Source organism: Corynebacterium tuberculostearicum (assembly GCF_016894265.1).
Lineage (GTDB): Bacteria > Actinomycetota > Actinomycetes > Mycobacteriales > Mycobacteriaceae > Corynebacterium > Corynebacterium tuberculostearicum_D.
The window spans coordinates 42,665-59,799 of sequence record NZ_CP069791.1 but is presented as its reverse complement, the minus strand read 5'-3'; the positions used below and the strand labels follow the sequence as shown (position 1 = coordinate 59,799).

The following is a 17,135-nucleotide window of genomic DNA, read 5'->3' as shown; positions in this document are numbered from 1 at the left end:
CACCGCGCGCCGAGTTGCGCGGCCGGTTTAGGCTCAGGGCCATGATTTCGACCTACCTGACAGCCGTGAATTCCCCGATGGTGCTCATCGAGGAGTGCGTTGGGCTGTCGGTAGAAAAGCTCGTCGATAAGGGCTTTAGCGATCGCGAGGCCGCCGAGTTTGCCCGCCTTGCCGACACCTACTTCGGCCGCACTTCCTTTCGCGCCAAGCAGCGCGCCGCCCGCCGCACCACACTGCCGCTTGACGCGCTAAAAATCATCGAGCACTATGCCCAGAAGATGAAAACCCAGCGCGCGGCCTGGGCGCTGCGCGAGGAACTATGCGCTCTGCGCGTTGCTACCAGCGAGATTGAAAAGCGCGCCCGCCGCCTGGTGCGCGAGGAGCGCACCACCAAGCGCTCTGAGGGCGTGCGCCTGATCCGCCGCCGCGATGACCTGTGGACGCTGACCATTACCGCCGAGTCCGAACTGGTGGCAGAGATTAATCACCATGTCTCCACCGTCGCCGATGCCCGCCGCGTCTTTTCCCAGGGTGCCGCCGCCTCCACAATCACCACCAACGTGGTCCTCACCCTCAATGAGATGGTCAAGGTCATCCACGGCGAGGACGTCACCTTGCAGCTGACCAATGGCGCGCAGATTACCGGTGCAGACCTTGTTCGCCGCGCGCTTTCCGACGTCGGCCTTATCACCCTCATCCATCCTGTCACCGGCCCCGTAAACCTCTATCAAGCACGGCGCTTAGCAACATGGAAGCAACGCCAGATGGCGATGGCGGAAACCCCTGTGTGCCCGTGGCCCGATTGCCATACGCCAGCGGATGAATGCCAAGTCCACCACCTCACCCCGTGGCTGCTCGGTGGGGACACGAATCCCGAGAACCTCACCATGGCCTGCAAGTATCACAACGGGGTCAATGATGATGACCCTAATGCGCCGCCACGCCGCGGTCGGCTCGAGCGCCGCCCCGGCGAAGGTATCGTCTGGCGCCCACCCTGGGCCACACCGCCCGAAGACGGCTGAGCCCCGTCCCGCCGCGTCAAGCCATAACCCCAGCGCAGCGTGCCGCACCGCTTATAGCTAGTGCGCGCTGCGCAGCTTCGGCGATCGTAGATGCAGTGAGCCTTTAAATCGAGTACTCGGTGGGATCGCCCGCCGCAGAATCGATGCTCGGGTCCGGTTGGGAAAGGGTGAGGAAGTTGCGCAAGATGCGATCCATCTGGCGTGACTCGGTAAGAAAAGCGTCGTGGCCTACCGGGGAGACAACCTTCGCCATCGCCAGCAGGTTGCCGAGGTTGCGCGAGATGTGTTCCTGCTGGTGGTACGGGTACAAGATGTCCGTGTCAACGCCGACGACCATGGTCGGTACCTCGGATGAGCCCAGCGCGCGGTTAAGGCCGCCGCGGCCGCGGCCGATATCGTGGCGGTTGAGCGCCTCGGTGAGGGTGACGTAGGAGCCGGCATCGAAGCGATCGGCCAGCTTGGTGCCCTGATAGTCCAGGTAGGAGTTGACGGCAAAGCGCTCATTGCGGCGGCGGTAGGACCCGAGCGGGTCCTCGCCGGCTTGGGCTTGGACGCCGAAGCGCTCGTCGATTTCCTGCTCGCCGCGATACGTCAGGTGTGCAATGCGACGCGCGGCCGCCAGCCCCTCGCGCGGGCGCTGCGCAGAGGCGTAGTAGTCGCCGCCATGCCAGAAAGAATCTTGCTCGATGGCTGCGATCTGCGCCGACTGGATGCCAATCTGCCAGGCGGAAGCGCGGGCCGATACGGCAATGACGCAGGCCGCATCAACGGCCTCGGGGTGCATCAGCGTCCACTCCAGCGTGCGCGCGCCGCCCATCGAACCGCCAATGATGGCGTGGACGTGGGTGATGCCGAGCTCGCGGAGCGCGGCACGCTCGGCCGAGACAAGGTCGCGCACCGAAAGCGCGGGGAAGCGCGAGCCCCAGGCGCGGCCGTCGTCTGGGTGCGGGGAGGCGGGGCCGGTGGAGCCGGCGCATCCGCCCAGCGCATTGGTGGCGATAACGCACCACTTCGTCGTGTCTAGCGCCTTGCCAGGGCCAACCAGATCGGCCCACCATTCGGCTACATTCGAATCACCGGTCAGGGCGTGTTCGATCACAATGACGTTATTGCGGCCGTGAGGATCGCCGAGGAGGCGGCCGAAGCGGTGGTAGGCAATGTGGGCGTCGGCAAGCGTGGCGCCGGCTTCGGTGTGAAAGTTGCCGATGCTAACTAGCTTCATGCCAACGCGTTAAAACCCAGGTCGAGATCCGCGATGATGTCATCGATGTGCTCGATGCCCACGGATAGGCGGATGGTGGACTGGGTGATGCCGGCCGCTGCCAGTGCAGGCTCGTCGGACTGCGAGTGCGTGGTGGTCGCCGGGTGCACGGCCAGGGAGCGGGTATCGCCGATATTGGCGAGGTTGGAGTGGAGCTTGAGGGCGTCGATAAACGCCCAGGCTTCTTCGCGGCCGCCATCGATATCGAAAGAGAACACGGAACCGGTATAGGCATAGCCGAGCTTTTCCTTGGTGGCCTTGTACGGCGAAGAATCCAGGCCGGCGTAGTTGACCTTGGTGACCTTGGCGTGGCCTTCCAGGTATTCGGCGACGGCCTGGGCGTTGGCATTGTGCTTTTCGACGCGCAGCCCCACCGTCTCTATTCCGTTCAGCGTCAGCCAGGCGTTGAAGGGGGAGATGGCGGCGCCGGTATCGCGCAGCAGGCCGGCGCGGGCCTTGAGCGCGAAGGCTGGGGCGCCGAGATCGGCGTATTTCAGGCCGTGGTAGGCCTCATCTGGAGTGACGAAGTAGGGGAAGACGGGCTCGCCGTTGCGGGTGACGGTCCAGTCGAAGGAGCCGCCGTCGATAATCGCGCCGGCCATGGCTGAGCCATTGCCGGTGTAGAACTTGGTGGTGGAGACCACGACGATATCCGCGCCGAGGTCCAGCGGCCGGGCGAGGGCGGCGGTGGCGATGGTGTTGTCCACGATGAGCGGAACCTGGTTATTGTGGGCGACCTCGGCGATGGCCGGGATATCGAGGACATCGGCCACGGGGTTGCCGAAGGTCTCGCCGTAGAAGGCCTTGGTATTCGGCTGGACGGCATCCTGCCAGGATTGCGGGTCATCCGGGTTCTCGACGAGGGTGACGTCGATGCCTAGGCGCTTGAGCGTGACGGTAAAGAGGGTGGAGGTGCCACCGTAGAGGCGCGGGGAAGTCACGATGTGGTCGCCGGCCGAGGCGAGGTTCAAAATGGCCGCGGTTTCGGCGGCCTGGCCGGAAGCGAAGGCAACGGCCGCGACACCGCCCTCGAGGGAAGCGAGGCGTTCTTCCAGCGCGTCCTGGGTGGGGTTGGTCAGGCGGGTGTAAATGGGGCCGGCGTCGGAAAGATTGAAGCGGTTGGCCGCGTGCTCGGCGTCGTTAAAGACGTAGGAAGTGGTCTGGTAAATCGGCACGTTGCGGGCGTTGTGGTGCCCGTCGAGGTTTTGGCCCGCGTGTACGGAGCGGGTAGCGAAGGACCAGTCGGAATTGGAGTTATCGTATTTCGTCGTCATGCTTGGCAAGACTAGACCAAGCGGTATGTCTTGCGAACGGGTTTGGTGAAACCCGCTGGCAGGAGCGAGAATAAAAATAGACCAAGCGGTCAGTTGGGTTAGGGGTGGGGGTGGTGATTTTTGTGGCTATCGGTGGGGTGGTGGCTCTCGTTGTTGCCGCGGGAGATTCGTGTAATGAGTGCAACGACGCCGACGGCCACGACGATGAAAAGAAGAATGAGTGCGAGTTCCCAGATGTCAATAGACATGTATTACCTTTCTTTTATGGCCTTTGAGGTGACGGTATCACTCGCGTAAGGCGGCCGCGACCGCGGTGAGGCTCGTGCGCAGCTCGGTGTCGCTGAGGTGGCCGAAGCCGAGTACGACGCCATCTTCGGCGTCGGCGCCGCCCCAATAGTCGCGCAGCGGGGTGAGCTTAATGCCGCGGGCGGCGGCGCGGGGGACCACGGCTGGGTCGCACAGCAATACCGCGTGAAGGCCACCGTGGATGGGGAGGAGTTGCGCGCCATCGATGGTGCCGAGCGTTTCGGCTACGAGGTTGCGGCGGCGTTTGTAGGTGCGGCGCATGCGGCCGGTGTGGCGTCGTAAAGCGCCGCTTGAAAGGTAGTGGGCGAGCGCGGCCTGGGGAATGGAACCGACGGGTTGGCCGAAGACCTCGCGCACGTGGTCCACGGCCGGGCGCAGGCGCGGTGGAACGACGAGGTAGCCGCAGGCAATCGAGGGGGAGATGACCGAGGAGAAGGTACCCAGCAGCACGGTGTGCTCCGGGGCGAGTGCGGCCAGGGCGGGCAGCGGCTGGCCGACGTAGCGCAGTTCGGAGTCGAAGTCATCCTCGATAAGCAGGGCGTCGTGTGTGCGGGCCCATTCGACGAGTTCGGCGCGCCGGGCTGCGGGCAGCGAGCCGCCGTAGGGGTATTGGTGGCTGGGGGTGACGATGAGGGCGTCGAGATCGGCCGTGGGGACGGTGACGCCTTCGGGGCCGGTGGGGATTTCCACCAACGTGTGGCCGAGGGCGTGGGGCACCCGGCGCAGGCTGGGGTAGCCGGGGGATTCCACGCCCACGCGCAGCTGGCGGCCCAGGGCGCGCAGGAGCACGGAGAGGCCGTCGCGGGCGCCGGCCGTGATCAGCACGCAGGCCGGGTCCACGGTGAGCCCGCGCATGTGGCGCAGGTGGGCGGCGACCTCGCGGGGCAGATCGCCGGAAGGGTCGACGGCCGCTGCACGCCACGCGGCCCTCCATTCAGGGGTGAGGATGCCGGCGGTGTCGGGCAGGCCGGGGGTCAGTGGCACGAGTTCGGGCTCGGCGGCCGGTGCGGGGGCCTGCTCCGGCCGTGGGGCACGCGCGTGGGGGAGCAGCGGGTTGATGACGGTGCCGGAACCAACCTCGGCGGTGAGGTAGCCCTCGGCCGTGAGTTGGTCGTAGGCGGTGACCACGCTGCCTCGGGAAATGCCGAGCTGCGAAGCCAAGTGGCGGGTCGAAGGAACGCGTTCGCCGGGCAGGAGGACGCCGGCAGCGACCTGGGCGCGTAGGGCGGCGGCGATTTGCACGGGCAGCGGCCGCGTATCAGAAGGATCGAGGCGAAGAGGCACGGGCCCATCATAAGTGGTCTAATCCAACACGCTGAAAATGGCTCTTGTCTTGTACCACTTGTGTGGGCCACTATGGCACCTATGACTGAACAGGTAAATGAACAAGGACGCGCTACCACGCGCGTGAAGCGAGGACTGGCCGATATGTTGAAGGGCGGCGTCATCATGGACGTCGTCACGCCGGAGCAGGCGCGCATTGCGGAGGACGCGGGCGCGTCGGCCGTGATGGCGCTGGAGCGCGTGCCGGCCGATATCCGCGCGCAGGGCGGCGTGGCCCGCATGTCTGACCCGGAGCTTATCGAGGGCATCGTCGAGGCCGTCGACATCCCCGTCATGGCCAAGGCCCGTATCGGCCACTTTGTGGAGGCGCAGATCCTGGGCGAGCTGGGTGTGGACTTTATCGACGAGTCCGAGGTGCTCAGCCCGGCCGATTACGTCAACCACATCAATAAGTGGGATTTCGACGTGCCGTTCGTGTGCGGTGCGACCAACCTGGGCGAGGCGCTGCGCCGTATCACCGAGGGCGCGGCCATGATTCGCTCCAAGGGCGAGGCCGGCACCGGCGATGTCTCCGAGGCCGTGAAGCACCTGCGCACCATTAAGGCCGAGATCGCGCGCCTGCGCCACCTGGATCGAGACGAGCTTTATGTCGCGGCCAAGGAGCTGCAGGCGCCGTACGATTTGGTCGCAGAGGTTGCGGAGACCGGCAAGCTCCCGGTTGTGCTCTTCGTTGCCGGTGGCGTGGCCACGCCTGCCGACGCCGCCCTCGTCCGCCAGATGGGCGCCGAAGGCGTCTTCGTGGGCTCCGGCATCTTCAAGTCCGGCAATCCAGCAGCGCGCGCGGAGGCCATCGTGAAGGCCGCTACGCTTTACGACGACCCCGCAGAACTCGCCAAGCTTTCCCGCGGCCTCGGCGAGGCCATGGTGGGCATTAACGTCAACGACGTGCCCGCACCGCACCGCCTGGCCGAGCGCGGATGGTAGCCACCATTGGGGTGCTGGCGCTGCAGGGCGGCGTCGAGGAGCACCTGCGCATTCTCGATAGCCTCGGTGTGGCTACTCGCCGGGTGCGGGTGCCGCGCGACCTGGAAGGGCTCGACGGGCTGGTGATTCCGGGCGGCGAGTCGAGTGTCATCGACAAGCTGGCGCGCAGCTTCGGGCTGGCCGAGCCGCTGCGCGACGCCGCGGCTGCAGGCCTGCCGGTGCTCGCGACCTGCGCTGGGCTCATCTACTGCGCCCGCGAGCTCGATAACCCCGCGCCGGGGCAGCAAACCCTGGGGCTGCTGGACGTGACTGTACGCCGCAATGCCTTTGGCAACCAGCGCTTTTCCGAGGAACGTACCGTGCCGGTCGCGATGGGGGAGGACACGCTCGACATTGAGGCGAGCTTTATCCGTGCGCCCATCGTTACCCGCGTTGGCGACGGCGTCGAGATCATCGCGACGGTGCCGAGAGAAGGCGGTGACGCGGTGGTCGGCGTGCGACAGGGCCGCGTGACGGCGCTGAGCTTCCACCCAGAAGAAAATGGCGACGCTCGCGTGCACGCCGCCTGGCTCGATAGTTTCTAAATCTGCGCGCACGCTAAAGCCGCCCCGCAGCGAAGCAATGAACGCTGCGGGGCGGCTTTTACCTGGGAAGAATTACTTCTTCAGGCCGTCGATGATCTCGTTGAACTTTGCTACTGGGCGCATGACGGCAGAGGTCTTCTCGTCATTTGGCCAGTAGTAGCCGCCGAGGTCGGCGGGGTTGCCCTGGGCGTCGACAAGCGCCTGGGCAATCTCGTCTGCCTGGGAGGACAGCTGGGAGGCTACGTCCTTGAAGGCGGCGGCGAGATCGGCATCATCAGTCTGGTTAGCCAGCTCTTCGGCCCAGAAGGTGGCTAGGAAGAAGTGGGAACCGCGGTTGTCGATTTCGCCCACCTTGCGGGACGGGGACTTGCCCTCATTGAGCAGGCGCTCGGTGGCCTTGTCCAAGGTAGCGGCCAAGACGCCGGCCTTCTCGTTGCCGTTGGTCTGCTTCTCGTGGCGGAAGGACTCAGCCAGGGCCAGGAACTCGCCGAGGGAATCCCAGCGCAGGTGGTTTTCTTCTTCTACCTGCTGGACGTGCTTCGGGGCGGAGCCACCGGCACCGGTCTCGAAGAGGCCGCCACCGGCCATGAGTGGAACCACAGACAGCATCTTGGCGGAAGTGCCCAGCTCGAGGATGGGGAAGAGGTCCGTGTTGTAGTCACGCAGTACGTTGCCGGTAACAGAGATGGTGTCCTCGCCGCGGCGGATGCGTTCGATGGAGGTCTTGGTAGCGGTGACCGGATCCTCGATGGAGATGTCTAGGCCCTCGGTGTCGTGGTCCTTAAGGTACTTCTCCACCAGGGACTTGATATTGCGGTCGTGGCCGCGCTCCGGGTCGAGCCAGAAGATGGTCTTCATGCCGGACAGGCGAGCGCGGTTGACGGCGAGCTTGACCCAGTCCTGGATCGGGGCGTCCTTGGTCTGGCAGGCGCGCCAGATATCGCCTTCCTCCACGTCGTGGGAGATGAGAACCTCGCCCTGGGAGTTGCGAACCTCAACGGTGCCCGCAGCCGGGATCTTGAAGGTCTTGTTGTGGGAGCCGTACTCCTCGGCCTTCTGTGCCATGAGGCCAACGTTCGGCACGGTACCCATGGTGGTCGGGTCGAAGGCGCCGTTTTCCTTGCAGTCCTCGATAACAGCCTGGTAGACGCCGGCGTAGGAGGAATCCGGGATGACGGCGAGGGTGTCCTGCTCCTCGTCGTTCTTATTCCACATGTGGCCGGAGGTGCGGATCATGGCAGGCATGGAGGCGTCAATAATGACGTCGGAAGGCACGTGCAGATTGGTGATGCCCTTGTGGGAGTTGACCATGGCGAGGTCGGGGCCGTCGGAAAGCGCGGCGTCGAAAGCGGCCTTGATTTCTTCGCCGTTGTCCAGGTTCTTCAAGCCCTCGTAGATAGCGCCCAGGCCGTTCTCGCCGTTGAGGCCGGCTGCCAGCAGCTCCTCGCCGTACTTGTCATATACATCGGCGAAGAAGGCGCGGACGACGTGGCCAAAGAGGATGGGGTCAGAGACCTTCATCATGGTCGCCTTCAGGTGGGTGGAGAAGAGTACGCCCTCTTCCTTGGCGCGCTTGACCTGTGCGAGGAGGAACTCATCCAGGGCCTTGGCGGACATGAAGGTGCCGTCGATGACCTCACCCTTGAGAACCGGCAGCTCCGGCAGCAGGGTCTGCTCGCCATCGGCGGTCTTGAGGACGATGGACAGGGTGTCCTCGTTCTCCAGAATGACGGACTTCTCATTGTGGCGGAAGTCGTTGTCTGCCATGGTGGCAACGTTGGTCTTGGAGTCCTTGGACCACTCGCCCATGCGGTGCGGGTGCTTCTTTACAAAGTTCTTCACGGCCTCCGGCGCGCGGCGGTCGGAGTTGCCCTCACGCAGCACCGGGTTAACAGCGGAGCCCTTAACGGAATCGTAGCGGGCCGCGATGTCCTTTTCTTCCTCGGTGGAAGGATTATCCGGGTAATCAGGCAGGTCGTAGCCGGCGGCCTGCAGCTCGGCGATGGCCTTCTTCAGCTGCACCAGGGAAGCGGAAATATTCGGCAGCTTGATGATATTTGCTTCCGGAGTCTTGGCCATCTTGCCCAGTTCTGCCAGGGCGTCTTCGACCTTCTGTTCCTCGGTGAGGCGCTCTGGGAACTGCGCGGCGATGCGGGCGGCCAGCGAGATATCGCGGGTTTCCACGTCGATGCCAGCGGTGGAAGCGAAGGCCTCCACGATGGGCTTGAGGGAGTAGGTCGCCAGCAGCGGCGCCTCATCGGTACGGGTCCACGTAATCTTTGCCATGATTCTCCTAATTAACGTTGGAAAATTGTTCAAGTGCCCAGATTACCGATTTTGTGGGCCGCATGTGGGCCAGTTTGCGGAAAGTGATCCCCCATTTGCCGCCCCTTGAAAAGGGTTGCGTGGCCGCTGTCACCCATGCGCGGGAGGGGTGGAGATATTCACGAGCCCCCGCTACGGGCATGCTGTAGGCGTGCACTGGGTGTACCCTCACTCTCCATGAAAATCATCGATGAGCTAAGCCCGCGCAGCGCACACGAACACCGCATTCGCCGCCGTCCGCTGCCGTTGCAAACGGAGATTACCGCCCGCCGCCGCGCCATCGTCATGGTGGCCATGGCCCTGGGCGCGTTTGCCATCGGCACGACGGAATTTGTGTCCATGGGCCTGCTGCCGCTCATCGCGGATGATTTTGGTATTTCGGAAGAAAACGCCTCCACGCTCATCACCATCTATGCGATGGGCGTGGTGGTAGGCGCCCCGCTGATTGCGGCTTTTACTGGCAAGCTCCCGCGCCGCCGCCTGATCTTGCTGCTCATCGGCTTCCTCGTGGTGGGTAACCTCCTTTCGGTCTTGGCGCCGAATTACGCCATTCTTATGATTGCGCGCTTCATCGCGGGCATGCCGCACGGCGCTTATTTCTCCGTGGCCAACCTTTCTGCCGCATCCATGGCGCCCCCAGGCGGCCGCGGCAAGGCCATGGCTTATGTGGGCATGGGCCTGGCCATCGCCACGGTTATTGGTGTACCGGCCGCCCAAGCCCTCGGCTCCGCACTGGGCTGGCAGGCGGCCTACCTGGTGGTCGTGGCCTTGGGCATCGTCACCGCCATTGCGTTGTTCTTCCTGATGCCGCACATGACGGAGATGAAACAGACCGATATCCGCACGGAGTTTGGGGCGTTCAAAAATAGTCAGGTGTGGTTCACCGTCATCATGGGCGTGGTGGGCTTTGGCGGCATGTTCTCCGTCTATACCTATATTTCTTGGACCATGACCGAGGTCGCCGGCATGGACCAGAACCTCATATGGGTCGTGCTCATGGCCTATGGCATCGGCATGACCATCGGCAATGCCTTCGGCGGCTGGTTGGCGGACCGCAACCTGGAGTTCGGCATCATCTTTGCCTTGGCCTGCCTGATTGTGATTTTGACCGCCTTTTATTTCCTCTCCGGACACGCCATCCTAGCCACGATTTGCTTTGGCTGCGTGGCCTTTATGGGTTCCACGCTGGTGCCTTCTTTGCAGCTGCGGTTGGTGCATGTGGCTGGCGACGCCCAGACTTTGGCCGCAGCTCTCAACCAGTCCGCGCTCAACATTGCGAATGCGGCCGGTGCGACCATTGGCGGCGCCGTCGTGGGTGCCGGCTTGGGCTACTCCGCCCCGGCGCTGGCCGGTGCGGCCCTAGCGGCTGCGGGTTGCCTGGTGTGGGCTGCGACGATGTGGGATAAAAAGCGCCTTGCTCGCCGCGTCTAGGCGGACCGATATGCTGTTGGCATGACCCTTACCATCGCGAGCGTAAACGTCAATGGAATCCGCGCTGCGTGCAAGCAGCGCAATGAAAATAACCCTGGAATGAATGCTTGGCTAGAGGAGACTCCGGCCGAAATCGTGCTCATGCAGGAGGTGCGCGCAACCCCGGAGCAGGCCGAAAAGGCCTTGGCACCAGCCCTAGAGGCGGGCTGGCATTTGGCTCTTGCCGACGCCGCCGCAAAGGGCCGCGCCGGCGTGGGTATCCTGTCTCGCACTCCGCTTGCCGACGTCGAAGTGGGCTTCGGCTCCTTTACCGACGCCGGCCGCTGGATTGCCGCCACCACCCGCGATATTCGCGTCGCCTCTCTGTACCTGCCCTCTGGCGATACCGGTTCGCCGAAGCTGGATGAAAAGTACCGCTTCTTGGACGAGTTCCAAGAGGTGCTAGCGGAGAACGCCGCGCGGACGAACTCCGATGGCAGCCCGGCCGACATGGTGATCGGCGGCGATTGGAATATCTGCCACCGCGCCCAGGACCTGAAGAATAATAAGGCGAATGAAAAGAAGGCTGGCCACCTGCCGGAAGAACGCGCCTTTATGGACCACGTCTTTGGTGCGTTCCCGGATGCTGAGCCGCAGGAAAAGAAGAACCTGGGGCAGTGGCAGGGAGTGGTGGAGTACGCCGGCGGCGAGCCGTGGGCCCCAACCACAAAGCCGCAGTGGTTTGACGTAGCCCGCCGCCTCCATCCGGATGAAGACGGTCCGTATACCTGGTGGACCTACCGCGGCCAGGCCTTTAATAACAACGCCGGGTGGCGCATCGATTATCAGGCGGCTACCCGTCCTATGCTGGAGCGCGCGCAGCGCACCTGGGTGGATAAGGCTCCTACCGTGGAGCAGCGCTGGTCCGACCATTCCCCACTATTGGTGGAGTACAGCTGATGACGCCACTATTTAGCGTCCTTTACGTAGTCGGCATTACGGCCGAGTCCATGACCGCCGCCTTGTCCGCCGGCCGTCAAAAGCTCGATCTTTTCGGCGTCACCATGATTGCTTCCATGACTGCGCTAGGCGGCGGTACGGTGCGCGATATGATCCTCGATGACCCTCCATTTACCTGGGTAGAACACCCCATCTACTTGGTAATCGTCATCGTGGCGGCCGTGGTGACGGTGGGCATGTCCTTCCTCATGCACTACTTCCGCCACCTCTTCCTCATCTTGGATGCGCTGGGCCTCGCGGTCTTTTCGGTGCTCGGCACCCAAATCGCGGTCCACTTGGGGCACGGGTTCATTATTGTCTCGGTCTCTGCGGTGATTTCCGGCGTCTTTGGCGGCGTGCTGCGTGACCTGCTTTCGGATCGTATCCCGCTGGTGTTTTCCGGCGAGTATTATGCCGCCATCTCGCTGCTGGCCGCGGCGCTTTTTATGGCGCTCTACCACGGCGGTCTGGCCGAAGAACCGGCCGCTATCATTACCGCCTCCGTGTGCTTTATCGCCCGCTTGGCCGCGATCTACTTCAAGAAGGGATTGCCCGTCTTTGAGTATCGCGATGCCGAGCAGCAGATGGATCCGCGCCTGCGTTTGTCCGCGCGCATCGTGCGCGATGGCGCCCGCAAGGCCAAGCGCAAGGCGGGCGCGGCCACGCGCTATGCCAGCCCCATCACGCGCCCGCTGACCCGGCCGCTGAGCCGTCCACTGGGGCGCACGTTTAAGAACAAGTCACGAGAGTTTTCTAACGCGGCGGAGGGCACCGACTACAGCGATATTTCGAGCAATCGCATCGCGCGTAGCCCGAAGCGGCAGTCGATTACCCGGCCGAGTGGCCGGCACTCGCCAGGAGCGAGGGGAGTAGACGTGGAGCAGCAGTGGAGCTTTAATAAGGGGGACGTCGGCAAGCGTAAAGCCCCCAAGCACAAGCAGTAGTGCTACTATGGGTAGGTCAAAAAAATCAGTAATCTGCAACGGAGAAAGTTCATGGCTCGCGCAATTATTTCCTTCGTCCTCGGCGCTGTAATCCTCGGCCTGAGCATCTGGTGGTGGACCGTTGTTGGTCCGTCCTTCGCTTTCCTCGGCCCTATCGTGCTCATGGGCGTGGGCGGCGCGCTGATGGTATCCGGTTGGGCCATCCTGATGGACGTGGTTAGCCCCACCTCCCGCAAGCTCTAAAATCCTTGCGCCGCATTCCCTCTGTCCCTCGGGCAGGGGGAATTTTTCGATCCGGTAGGGGAAATGCTGGGGGAAGGATGTGAACCGCGCGCTGTAGCTAGGGGGTAGGATAAAGCACCATGACTGCAGACAATTCCACCGTTTCCCGCGTCCTGTCCGGTATCCAACCCACCGCTGATTCCTATCACCTGGGTAATTACCTGGGAGCGCTCAAGCAGTGGATTGACCTGCAGGACGGCTATGATGCCTTCTACTTCATCCCTGACCTGCACGCGATAACCGTAGAGCAAAACCCGGAGGAGCTGCGCAACCGCACCATCGCAGGTGCCGCACAGCTCATCGCCCTGGGCATTGATCCGGAAAAATCCACGCTCTTCGTGCAGTCGCACGTGCCCGCCCACGCGGAGCTGACCTGGGTTTTGCAGTGCCTCACCGGCTTTGGCGAGGCCTCCCGTATGACCCAGTTCAAGGATAAGTCCGCCAAGCAGGGCTCGGATCGCACCTCCGTGGGCCTATTTACCTACCCGATCCTCATGGCCGCAGATATTTTGCTGTACTCGCCGGATTATGTGCCGGTGGGTGAGGACCAGCGCCAGCACCTGGAGCTGACCCGCAACTTGGCCGAGCGCTTCAACAATAAGTACGGCGAGACCTTCAAGGTACCGGAGCCGTTCATCCCGGAGGGTGCGGCCAAGATTTATGACCTGCAGGAGCCGACCTCCAAGATGTCCAAGTCTGGCGCCAACCCCAAGGGTTTGGTCAATCTCTTGGACGCACCGAAGACCTCAGCCAAGCGCATTAAATCCGCCGTGACGGATGACTTGGGCTCGGTGGCCTTTGACCGCGAAAATCAGCCGGGCGTGTCCAACCTATTGGTCATCCAGTCCGCGCTGACCGGTGAATCTATCGATTCCCTAGTGGAGAAGTACGCCGACCAAGGCTATGGCCACCTCAAGGTCGATACCGCAGATGCGCTGCAGGAATTTACCACTCCGCTCAAGGCGCGCTTTGATGAGCTGATGGCGGACCGCGGCGAGCTCGAGCGCATCCTGGCTCAGGGTGCGGAGACGGCGCAGGAGATTGCCCAGCCGCTTGTCGACGACGTCTATAAGAAAGTCGGCTTCCTTCCTCGCCTGCGCAAGTAGCATGGGGGCTGCTTCCCCCGTGCTCCACCCCACAAAGGGACAACAGGGCATTTGCCAGTTACTCTAGGTGGGATAAAAATTTTGTGAGCAAGAAGGGAAGCACGTGCCAACCACCACGCAATCCTCCTCGAAGAAGACGGACCACTACGGCATCGAACGCGCCAATGCCGACGATCCCGGTGCGGTAGATAAGATTCGCTCCAAGTCCAGGTTCGTTGATCACCTCATGCGCATGAACGAGCGCTACGGTGCCGAAGGCGGCAACCAGTTTGCCGCCGGCATCACCTATTATTCGGTGCTCTCCATCTTCCCGCTTGCCATGCTGATCGTGGCCACCGTCGCCGCCGTCTTGGCTAACCGCGAGGACCTGCTCAATGATCTGCAATCCCATATCACCAGTTCTATCGATGGCGATATGGGCGATACGGTTAACAAAATCCTCGATACCGCCATTGACCAACGCGGCGCCATGTTCGGTATCGGTGGTTTGACCACCCTGTGGTCCGGCCTGGGATGGATGAATAACCTGCGCATCGGTATCTCGGCGATGTGGGGTATCGATGCCAACGAGGGCGGTTCCTTCTTGAAGAAGAAGTTGTCTGACCTGGTGGGCCTCATTGGCCTTATCGTGGCGTTCCTCATCGCCTTTGGCGTGACCGCCGCCGGTTCCTCCGGCCTCACCCAAAAGATTTTTGAGCGCGTAGGAATCGAGTCCTTCTCGGGCATGGACTTGGTGATTTTCTTTGTCGGCTTGGCTGTGGGCCTCGTGGCGAACTTCATCGTTATGTGGTGGCTGATTATGATCCTGCCGCGCACCAAGGTGCCGAAGAAGTCTGGCCTTATCGGCGCGGCCATCGGCGCTGTAGCCTTTGAGGTGCTCAAGCAGCTGTCTACAATCATTATGTCTTCTGCTACCGGCAGCCCGGCCGGCGCGGTCTTTGGTCCGGTCATCGTGCTCATGGTGGTCATGTACCTAATTTGGCGCGTGGTGCTGTATATCTCCGCGTGGACCGCCACCACTAAGGAATCCCTGAAGTACACCCACCCGCCAGTCCCAGAACCAGCCGTTATCCGCGTGCGCAATGAGATCAAGGAGGGCGCGCCTGCTGGTGCGACCTTCGGCGTCGGTGCCGCATTGGGCGCTGCGGCCGTGGGCGCGTGGAGCCTGTTGCGGCGAAAGTAAATCTCCCCCTTAGGGGTGAGGACGCCCCTGCCATTGGGCTTTAAAATAGACATTATGAACGCCAATGACATCGCACCGAATCTTTATGAGGAGTGGGGACTAGACCGCCGCGACGGCGCACACGAGCTTTTAGTCTTGTTGGAGTCCAAGGATCTGCAGCTCCAGCAGCAAGGCCAAGACGCCGAGGAGCCGCGGCGCGCGCAATTGCGCATCGCCGCCAGCGTTGTGGGTTCTGCCGCGAAGAGGGCGGAATACGATAAGGCGTGTGAGGCAGGGTTGCGCCCCACCTGGGGTGATTTAGGGCAGTTGGGTGCAGTAGGCCAGTGGAACCCGCGGCCGCAGCAACCGCAGCAGCAGGTTCAGTTTTCCCAGTTCGGTCAGGCCGCGGGGCCAGGGCCCCAAGTTAAGCAGGAGCCACAATTTGCGCAGACCGCTAGCCCCTATGGGTCACCGTATTCGCGCAATCCCTTCGCCCCTCAGTCCAATCCGTTCCCACCAGCAGCGGCGGTGAACGCGGCTGTCCCCGCGCCGTTGGTACAACAATCAGTGGCTGAAATTAGTCAGCGCGCTGGTCAAGATGCGCGCATCGGAATGGCCATTTTGGACCTATTCTTTTTCTCACTCATCAGCGGTAGCTTCGGCGGCGCGCTGCTTTCTGGTGGCGTGGATGAGCTCTCGACGTTTATCGGTGGCGTCATCATCTTGCTGCTCTACGTTTTGGGCACCGAGTGTTGGCTTGGTGCCAGCCCGGCCAAGCTGCTGATGGGCTATACGGTGCGCGATGTCGATACCAAAGAGCGGCTTAGCCTCACCCAGTCCGCAAAGCGCCAGTGGTGGCGCCTCGTTAATGTCGTGCCGGGCCCCGGTACTTTTGCCAGCTGGGTGGGCGCCGGTGTGCACACCTTCACCATTTCGGAGAAGAATAACCGGCGCGGCTCCCACGATGAGTGGGCTAACGCCGAAGTAGTGAAAAGGCACCCACGCAAATAGCCAGCAACACTACGGCGCCGGCGATAACCCAGCCGAGCCACCCCTGCACCCCGGCCAAGGAGGAGTTGGCCGATTGTGCCTGGGCATCGGGGGCCGGGGTGGCAGCAGGGGAGGCAGGGGAGTCGGCGTGGGAATGGGCGTCGGCGTCGGCAAGCAACTGCCCTACACCATCACCGGGATGCACCTTATAGGCCTCGTGCAGCAGTTTCTGAGCCTGCTCCCACGCGCGCGGGCCGTGCTCCACGGTGGTATCGAGCAGCACCGCTTGCAGCCGCCGGCCATGGCGGTCGAGCGCACCGACGAAGGTATGGTGCGCATCATCGGTAAAACCCGTCTTGCCACCAATACCGTCCGGATCGTTGAGGAAAAGCCCGTTATCGTTTCCTAGTTGGTAGCCTTCATAATCTCCCCAGCCCGGAAAATCTACGGAGTCCGTATCCACAATGCGCGCGAACGTCGGGTTATGGAAGGCCGCGCGGTAAATGCGGGAAATATCCTCGGCCGAGGTAGACATCCCCGGGGCGTCGAGCCCGGAGTAGCTGGCCGCGTACGTGGAATTCGTACCGATTTCAGCCGCCTTCTCGTTAACCTTGCGCAAAGTGGCCTCGTCGCCGCCCAATTCCTGCGCCAGCGCATGCGCAGCGTCGTTGCCCGAAGCCATGAGCAAGCCCTGCAAAAGCTGCTCCACCGTGTACGTGCCGCCTGGGCCGATGCCCACCGCGGAACCATCGATTTGCGCCGATTCTTCGCCCACCTCGACCTTCTGGTGCAGGTCCAACTCGTCGATGACCACGAGCGCTAGCAGCGCCTTAATGATGGAGGCCGGCCGGTACCGGCCGTTAGGGTCCTTCATCGCGACGATCTCGCCGGTGTCGATATCGGAGACCATCCAGGCTGCGGCCACCACATCCTTATCCACTTTGAATCCTTCAGGCAGGGTGGTGCCGCAGGGCTCATCGCTGTCCACCGGAGGCAACGGGGTGGGGGAGGCCTGCCCAGGAGCGAGGCGCTCCGAGGTGGTGGTCGCCTTTTCCGGGCGTTCGGAGTGCGGGCATTTATCGGTATCCGGGGCGGCGGTACGCGTGGTGGTCGGAGTTTCCGGCTCTTCTGCCAGAGCGAGCGGTGCGCCGCTGAGCAGGACGGCAACGAGAGAACTAGCGATAATTCTTTTCATGACATGA

The 17,135-nt window shown here is 62.8% G+C and carries 16 protein-coding genes; 10 read left to right on the top strand and 6 right to left on the bottom strand.

Features of this window, described 5'->3' with window-relative positions; genetic code table 11:
* Nucleotides 1-41: 41 nt before the first annotated feature.
* A complete protein-coding gene (locus tag I6J28_RS00310) occupies nucleotides 42-1,022 on the top strand; it encodes an HNH endonuclease signature motif containing protein (RefSeq protein ID WP_204610124.1) in 981 nt (326 codons plus the stop codon).
* Between the two features lie 103 nt (nucleotides 1,023-1,125).
* Here I6J28_RS00310 and metX read toward each other — a convergent pair whose 3' ends face one another.
* From metX to I6J28_RS00290, 4 genes are all read right to left on the bottom strand, one after another.
* A complete protein-coding gene (gene metX / locus I6J28_RS00305) occupies nucleotides 1,126-2,244 on the bottom strand; it encodes a homoserine O-acetyltransferase MetX (RefSeq protein ID WP_204610122.1) in 1,119 nt (372 codons plus the stop codon).
* Nucleotides 2,241-3,557 carry an O-acetylhomoserine/O-acetylserine sulfhydrylase gene (locus tag I6J28_RS00300; RefSeq protein WP_204610120.1) on the bottom strand — a complete coding sequence of 439 codons (1,317 nt, stop codon included), beginning with the start codon at nucleotides 3,555-3,557 and terminating at the stop codon, nucleotides 2,241-2,243. Before I6J28_RS00300 ends, metX begins: the two co-directional genes overlap by 4 nt.
* A 98-nt stretch (nucleotides 3,558-3,655) precedes the next feature.
* On the bottom strand, nucleotides 3,656-3,805 hold the full coding sequence (locus I6J28_RS00295; protein ID WP_204610118.1) for a hypothetical protein: 150 nt from the start codon (nucleotides 3,803-3,805) through the stop codon (nucleotides 3,656-3,658).
* Nucleotides 3,806-3,842: 37 nt separating this feature from the next.
* The gene (locus tag I6J28_RS00290) at nucleotides 3,843-5,147 is read right to left on the bottom strand and encodes a PLP-dependent aminotransferase family protein (protein WP_204610116.1); all 1,305 of its coding nucleotides are present in this window, start codon (nucleotides 5,145-5,147) and stop codon (nucleotides 3,843-3,845) included.
* 81 nt (nucleotides 5,148-5,228) lie between these two features.
* On the opposite strand from I6J28_RS00290, the gene pdxS reads away from it, so the two are divergent.
* Together pdxS and pdxT are read left to right on the top strand one after the other, a co-directional pair.
* Nucleotides 5,229-6,131, top strand: a complete 903-nt coding sequence (pdxS, locus tag I6J28_RS00285) for a pyridoxal 5'-phosphate synthase lyase subunit PdxS (RefSeq protein WP_040424867.1) — start codon at nucleotides 5,229-5,231, stop codon at nucleotides 6,129-6,131.
* Entirely contained in the window at nucleotides 6,125-6,715 is a 591-nt protein-coding gene (gene pdxT, locus I6J28_RS00280) for a pyridoxal 5'-phosphate synthase glutaminase subunit PdxT (protein ID WP_204610114.1), read from the top strand. The genes pdxS and pdxT overlap by 7 nt, the downstream gene beginning before the upstream one ends.
* A 72-nt stretch (nucleotides 6,716-6,787) precedes the next feature.
* Here pdxT and I6J28_RS00275 read toward each other — a convergent pair whose 3' ends face one another.
* Nucleotides 6,788-9,001 carry an NADP-dependent isocitrate dehydrogenase gene (locus I6J28_RS00275; protein ID WP_204610112.1) on the bottom strand — a complete coding sequence of 738 codons (2,214 nt, stop codon included), beginning with the start codon at nucleotides 8,999-9,001 and terminating at the stop codon, nucleotides 6,788-6,790.
* 216 nt (nucleotides 9,002-9,217) lie between these two features.
* Between I6J28_RS00275 and I6J28_RS00270 the strand changes: the two genes are divergently transcribed.
* From I6J28_RS00270 to I6J28_RS00240, 7 genes are all read left to right on the top strand, one after another.
* On the top strand, nucleotides 9,218-10,471 hold the full coding sequence (locus I6J28_RS00270; protein ID WP_204610110.1) for an MFS transporter: 1,254 nt from the start codon (nucleotides 9,218-9,220) through the stop codon (nucleotides 10,469-10,471).
* A 21-nt stretch (nucleotides 10,472-10,492) separates the two neighbouring features.
* Entirely contained in the window at nucleotides 10,493-11,410 is a 918-nt protein-coding gene (locus I6J28_RS00265; RefSeq protein WP_204610108.1) for an exodeoxyribonuclease III, read from the top strand.
* Entirely contained in the window at nucleotides 11,410-12,393 is a 984-nt protein-coding gene (locus I6J28_RS00260; protein WP_204610106.1) for a trimeric intracellular cation channel family protein, read from the top strand. Before I6J28_RS00265 ends, I6J28_RS00260 begins: the two co-directional genes overlap by 1 nt.
* Before the next feature lie 51 nt (nucleotides 12,394-12,444).
* Nucleotides 12,445-12,636: a hypothetical protein gene (locus I6J28_RS00255; protein ID WP_005322618.1), complete on the top strand. Its 192-nt coding sequence runs from the start codon at nucleotides 12,445-12,447 to the stop codon at nucleotides 12,634-12,636.
* A 119-nt stretch (nucleotides 12,637-12,755) separates the two neighbouring features.
* A complete protein-coding gene (trpS, locus tag I6J28_RS00250) occupies nucleotides 12,756-13,781 on the top strand; it encodes a tryptophan--tRNA ligase (protein ID WP_204610104.1) in 1,026 nt (341 codons plus the stop codon).
* A gap of 103 nt (nucleotides 13,782-13,884) precedes the next feature.
* A complete protein-coding gene (locus I6J28_RS00245) occupies nucleotides 13,885-14,964 on the top strand; it encodes a YhjD/YihY/BrkB family envelope integrity protein (protein WP_204610103.1) in 1,080 nt (359 codons plus the stop codon).
* 54 nt (nucleotides 14,965-15,018) lie between these two features.
* Entirely contained in the window at nucleotides 15,019-15,954 is a 936-nt protein-coding gene (locus I6J28_RS00240; RefSeq protein ID WP_204610102.1) for an RDD family protein, read from the top strand.
* On the opposite strand, the gene I6J28_RS00235 is transcribed toward I6J28_RS00240, so the two are convergent.
* The gene (locus I6J28_RS00235) at nucleotides 15,917-17,128 is read right to left on the bottom strand and encodes a D-alanyl-D-alanine carboxypeptidase family protein (RefSeq protein ID WP_204610101.1); all 1,212 of its coding nucleotides are present in this window, start codon (nucleotides 17,126-17,128) and stop codon (nucleotides 15,917-15,919) included. The two genes, I6J28_RS00240 and I6J28_RS00235, sit on opposite strands and share 38 nt — an antisense overlap.
* Nucleotides 17,129-17,135: the final 7 nt, after the last annotated feature.

Excerpts from the sequence above, each read along its gene's own strand:
- I6J28_RS00310 (WP_204610124.1), top strand. The coding sequence starts at position 42 with ATGATTTCGACCTACCTGACAGCCGTGAATTCCCCGATGGTGCTCATC.
- metX (WP_204610122.1), bottom strand. The coding sequence starts at position 2,244 with ATGAAGCTAGTTAGCATCGGCAACTTTCACACCGAAGCCGGCGCCACG.
- I6J28_RS00300 (WP_204610120.1), bottom strand. The coding sequence starts at position 3,557 with ATGACGACGAAATACGATAACTCCAATTCCGACTGGTCCTTCGCTACC.
- I6J28_RS00295 (WP_204610118.1), bottom strand. The coding sequence starts at position 3,805 with ATGTCTATTGACATCTGGGAACTCGCACTCATTCTTCTTTTCATCGTC.
- pdxS (WP_040424867.1), top strand. The coding sequence starts at position 5,229 with ATGACTGAACAGGTAAATGAACAAGGACGCGCTACCACGCGCGTGAAG.
- pdxT (WP_204610114.1), top strand. The coding sequence starts at position 6,125 with ATGGTAGCCACCATTGGGGTGCTGGCGCTGCAGGGCGGCGTCGAGGAG.
- I6J28_RS00275 (WP_204610112.1), bottom strand. The coding sequence starts at position 9,001 with ATGGCAAAGATTACGTGGACCCGTACCGATGAGGCGCCGCTGCTGGCG.
- I6J28_RS00270 (WP_204610110.1), top strand. The coding sequence starts at position 9,218 with ATGAAAATCATCGATGAGCTAAGCCCGCGCAGCGCACACGAACACCGC.
- I6J28_RS00265 (WP_204610108.1), top strand. The coding sequence starts at position 10,493 with ATGACCCTTACCATCGCGAGCGTAAACGTCAATGGAATCCGCGCTGCG.
- I6J28_RS00260 (WP_204610106.1), top strand. The coding sequence starts at position 11,410 with ATGACGCCACTATTTAGCGTCCTTTACGTAGTCGGCATTACGGCCGAG.
- I6J28_RS00255 (WP_005322618.1), top strand. The coding sequence starts at position 12,445 with ATGGCTCGCGCAATTATTTCCTTCGTCCTCGGCGCTGTAATCCTCGGC.
- trpS (WP_204610104.1), top strand. The coding sequence starts at position 12,756 with ATGACTGCAGACAATTCCACCGTTTCCCGCGTCCTGTCCGGTATCCAA.
- I6J28_RS00240 (WP_204610102.1), top strand. The coding sequence starts at position 15,019 with ATGAACGCCAATGACATCGCACCGAATCTTTATGAGGAGTGGGGACTA.
- I6J28_RS00235 (WP_204610101.1), bottom strand. The coding sequence starts at position 17,128 with ATGAAAAGAATTATCGCTAGTTCTCTCGTTGCCGTCCTGCTCAGCGGC.